At 75.1% G+C, this 4424-nt stretch carries 3 protein-coding genes; all 3 read left to right on the top strand.

Annotated features, from left to right (window positions below; translation table 11 throughout):
• On the top strand, positions 1–1879 hold a 1879-nt coding region (locus tag CNO22_RS25760; RefSeq protein ID WP_332870108.1), incomplete at its 5' end, for an NlpC/P60 family protein.
• Between the two features lie 64 nt (positions 1880–1943).
• Complete coding sequence (locus CNO22_RS25755) at positions 1944–2222, top strand: hypothetical protein (protein WP_100502103.1); 279 nt, start codon at positions 1944–1946, stop codon at positions 2220–2222.
• 230 nt (positions 2223–2452) lie between these two features.
• Positions 2453–4306, top strand: a complete 1854-nt coding sequence (locus CNO22_RS25750; RefSeq protein WP_198588611.1) for a DUF222 domain-containing protein — start codon at positions 2453–2455, stop codon at positions 4304–4306.
• Positions 4307–4424: the final 118 nt, after the last annotated feature.

Below are 4424 nucleotides of genomic sequence, written 5' to 3'. Positions count from 1 at the left end.
TGATTTTTTTTGTCAAGCAGAAGACGCGATACTATGTATAGTATGGTCTGGGGGTCTCGGAGATGTGTACAAGAGCCGCACCTCGGCCGGCCGCCCCACCGCCCGCCGCCGGCCCGCTCCGGGTGCCCGGAGTCGCACGAACGGCACGCGGCGGCGGAAGGCCTCGACCCGCCGCTCCCCCGTCCGGCACTGGCTGCCCGCCGCCGACGGCCGCCGCTGGCGCGTGCGCCTGTCGCTGGCCGCCCTCGGTCTCGTGCTGCCGGTGCTGGCCGGCCTGGTGGCCCCCGGCGCGCAGGTGCCCGGCACCGCCGCCGAGCCGACCGACACCACCGGCCTGGCCCTCGCCGCGCAGAGCGCGATGCTCGACGCCGCCGCCCGCTACCGCGGCCTGGAGCAGTCCCTCGCCACCCGGCAGGCCGAGCTGGCGGCGGCCCGCGCCGCCGAGCAGTCCGCGCAGCAGCTGCTCGCCGCCGCACGGGCGACGGTCGGCACCGGCGCCGCCGCGCTCTACCGGTCGCCGGTCGAGGCACGCACTCCGCTGGTGACGCTCGACGTGCACGCAGCCGACACCACCTCCGACGTCCTGTACCTGACCGCGATCGCGGAGCGGGCCGCGCAGGACCTCGAGGTCGACGTCGTCCGGGCCGAGCGCGCCGCGGTCGACCTGGCGCTGGCGACCCGCCGGGTGGCGATGGCCGAGGCCGCCCTGGCGGCCGTGCAGGCCCAGGCCGACGCCGTCCTCGACGAGGTGCGCGCGGAGGTCGGCGGACTGCGGACCGACGTGGCCGCCCAGCTGGCCGCGCTGGGCACCGGCCGGGCCGCGGCCGCCCAGCAGGACGTCAACCAGCACGCGCTGCGCCGCTGGCAGGACCACCTCACCCAGCTGGCGCTCGCCGACATCGTGTCGCCGCCCGCCGCCGCCCTCGCCGACCCGGCCGCGCTGCCGGCGGGCCTGTCCCCCGCGCTCGACGGCGCCGGGCAGCCCGTGCCGGGCATCGCCTGGGCCGTGGCCGGCAACCGTCCGGTCACCGTGCTGCCGGCCGAGACGGTCGCCGCGGTCAGCTCCGCACTGGCCCAGCTCGGCAAGCCCTACATGCCCGGCGGTACCGGCCCGGACGCCTACGACTGCGGCGGCCTGGCGGCCACCGCCTGGCTGCTGGCCGGGTACGCCATCCCGACCGCCTCGGGCGACCAGTGGACGCACGGCGCCGCCGTCCCGCTCGCACAGCTGCAGGTCGGCGACCTGGTCTTCGCCGACGGCGGCAGCGACGTGGGCATCTACCTCGGCGAGGGCCAGGTCGTGGCCGCCTCGGCCGCCGGCTACCAGGTCGGCGTCCGCCCGGTCGCGGACGGCGCCGCCGCCGTGCGCGTCACGCTGCCCGCCCCGGCGCAGCCGAACGCCGCGCCGCCGGGCGGCACCGCCGGGCGCGGTGCGTGCGGCGCCCCGCCCGCGCCGGTCGGCCCGGTGAGCCCCGCCTGGGGTGGCTGGTCGAACGGCCGGATCCCCACCACCGCCCTGTGCGCGATCGCCCGTGGCCACGCGCTGCGCTGCGACGCCGCCGCCGGCTACGCGGCCCTGGCCGACGCCTACCGCGCGGCCTTCGGCAGCCCGCTGTGCATCACCGACTCGTACCGGTCGCTGAGCGCGCAGGTCACCGCCTTCCGGGCCAAGCCGGAGCTCGCCGCGGTGCCCGGGACGTCGAACCACGGCTGGGCGCTGGCGGTGGACCTCTGCGGCGGTATCAACGTCGCGGGCACCGTGCAGTCGGCCTGGATGGCGGCCAACGCCGGCCGGTTCGGGTTCGTGCAGCCGGACTGGGCGCGGCCGGGCGGCGAGAAGCCGGAGCCGTGGCACTGGGAGTTCGGCCACCTGGCCTGACAGTGGACTGCTCTGCCACTCGAAGGTCAGGGCCGGGACATCGCCACGGCTCTACCCTGAGCCCGTGAGTGCGCCGGGGCCGCAGCTGTCCATCGCGTCGACGTTCGTGCTCGGCGACATGGAGCCCCTGCGGCTGGTCATCCACCACGCCGACGGTTCATGGGACTTCCTCTGCGACACGACCGACGACGCCCGGTTCCTGACCACGGTGCGCGCCGAGCACGTCTTCGAGCAGTTCCCGACCGATCTCGCTGCCCTGCGGAGCCTTCCGCCCGGGCTCCTCACCGAACGCGGGAGCGCCTCGGACGTGTGGTCGACCGAGCCGTTCGGCGACGACGAGTGACCTACTGACGAGCTGCATCCGAGGCGGTCGGCCAGAGCCCGCTGGCGCCGGTCAAGAGCCGCTGCTGAGGCGCCTCGGCAGCGTGGCCCAGAAGTCAGAGGTGTCCTGCGTCAGTGCCTCACGCAAGTTCGATCGGACGCTGCATCACCACGCGCAGCGATACGACAGCGGCTGTCCACAGAGGACGTCTCCGCTGGTCAGGACCCCAGCGTGCCACTATGATCGAACGCGTGTACGGACGACAGTGGGTGCAGGAGGGCGACTCGGTGGTCGACTCGCGCCTGCTCCGGGCGGTGCTCGACCAGGTGTCCGCACGCGCTCGCCACAGGTTCCGCAGACCGGTGACGGTGGTCCCCGGGAAGGCGTCGTTCCGGGACCTGACGACCGAGCGGCCGCCGACGGTGCTCGGTCGGTTGATCGACGACGGCGCCGCGCTGCTGGACGTCGCGGTGGCCGCACACCGGTCCTCCGGTCGGGCGGTGGCACAGCAGCTGCGGGCGCTGGCCGAGTTCGCCCGGCACCGCCCGGCCGGCTCCTTCGACCGGGCTCCCGGTGAGCCGGGATCGGCGTCGGCGGCCTCCCGCGCGGCGCGACCGGGGGTCCTGACCACCGTGAGCGAGTGGTCGGTCGACGAGGTGGCCACCCGGCTCCACCTGACCGGCTCGGCCGCCCAGGACCTGCTGGTGCTGGCAGTGACCCTGGATGAGCAGCTCCCCGCGACACTGACCGCACTGGAGGAGGGGCGGATCGGGCGCAAGCACGCCGAGGTGCTGGCCGAGCTGTTGGCGCTGCTCACCGATCCGGCGGTGCGGGCCGAGGTGGAGGCCCGGCTGCTCGCACGGATCGGGTCGAAGACACCCAGCCAGCTGCGGGTCGCCGCCCGCCGGGCGGTTCTGCGCGCGGACGCGAACGCCGCGCTGCGCCGGGCCGCGGCGGCAGTGCGGGAGCGAGGGGTGCGGCTCTACCCCGGCAGGGACGGGATCGACACGCTCTCCTTCGCGCACGCCGGCCCAGTCGCCCGGGCCTGCTACGACGCCCTCGAGCGGTACGCCCGGGCGTGCAGGACCGAGGGCGACACACGCACCGAGCAGCAGCGGATGGCCGACTGCCTCGCCGACCTGATCCTGCGGCCCGGCGAGAACGGCCTGCCGCCGGTGCAGGCCCAACTCACCATCACCGCGGCAGCGGCGACCCTCCTGGGCGGCGACGAGCCCGGCGAGGTCGACGGCGAACCACTGCCGGCCGAGGTCATCCGGGAGATCGCCTACGCCCTGGGCCTGCTCCCTAGACCCACCGGCGTGACGGCAGAGGCAGCCGACAGGGCCATCCCCCCAGAGGAGACGGGCGCCGGTCTGACCACGCCCACCACGGACAGCGGGGCCGGCACGGAGACCGATGGCGCCCCACCGCCCAGTGGTGCGGACGCCGGGCACGCCGACCTGCAACGCGACCACCCGGCCGATGCCCCGGGCAGCGACCGAGCTGCGGCTGATCCCGAGGACACCTCACCATCCGTCGAGGAGAGACGTCCTGCGCTGGCCGACCTGCTGCTCACCAGGAGGATCACCGGCACCACCCTGGCCGCCCGCCCACAGATCGCCGTCACCCATCCCCTGACCGGCGCGCTGCTCGCGCTCACCGACGCCACGGCGATCCGCCGAGGTGACCCGATCGGCCGGCCGGGACAGACGCTCGCCTATCGGGCCGACGCCGACGTCGACCGCTTCGTCCGTGCCCGCGACCGGCGCTGCCGCTTCCCCGGCTGCCGCGCCCGGCCCCGCAGCTGCGACCTCGACCACCAGGTGCCCTACGACCGAGGCGGGCCCACCAGCCCCTGCAACCTGTGTTGCCTGTGCGAACACCACCATCGGCTCAAGACCTTCGCCCCCGGCTGGGCCATGACGCCCATGCCCGACGGTGGCATCCGCTGGACGATGCCCGGCGGCCACCAGGTCATCACCCGTCCCCCGGCGTTCGGCACCGACGCCGACCAGCCACCCGACCCACCGGTCATCGCCATGGCGGGGTCGACCCCGCACGCCGACGACCCACCGCCGTTCTCATATGGGGGCTGCCCGTTCTAGGGGCAGGGTGAGGCAGCCCCTCCAGCCGTCGCTCGAGGGGCTGCCTCTGGACCGTTGATGCGGGCCGGTGACGAGCGTGTCGGTGATCGACGCGTGGTCACTCTCATATGCGCGGGTC

It is taken from the genome of Geodermatophilus chilensis, assembly GCF_002802985.1.
GTDB classification, from domain to species: Bacteria; Actinomycetota; Actinomycetes; order Mycobacteriales; family Geodermatophilaceae; genus Geodermatophilus; species Geodermatophilus chilensis.
This window is presented reverse-complemented; position numbering and strand designations above follow the sequence as displayed.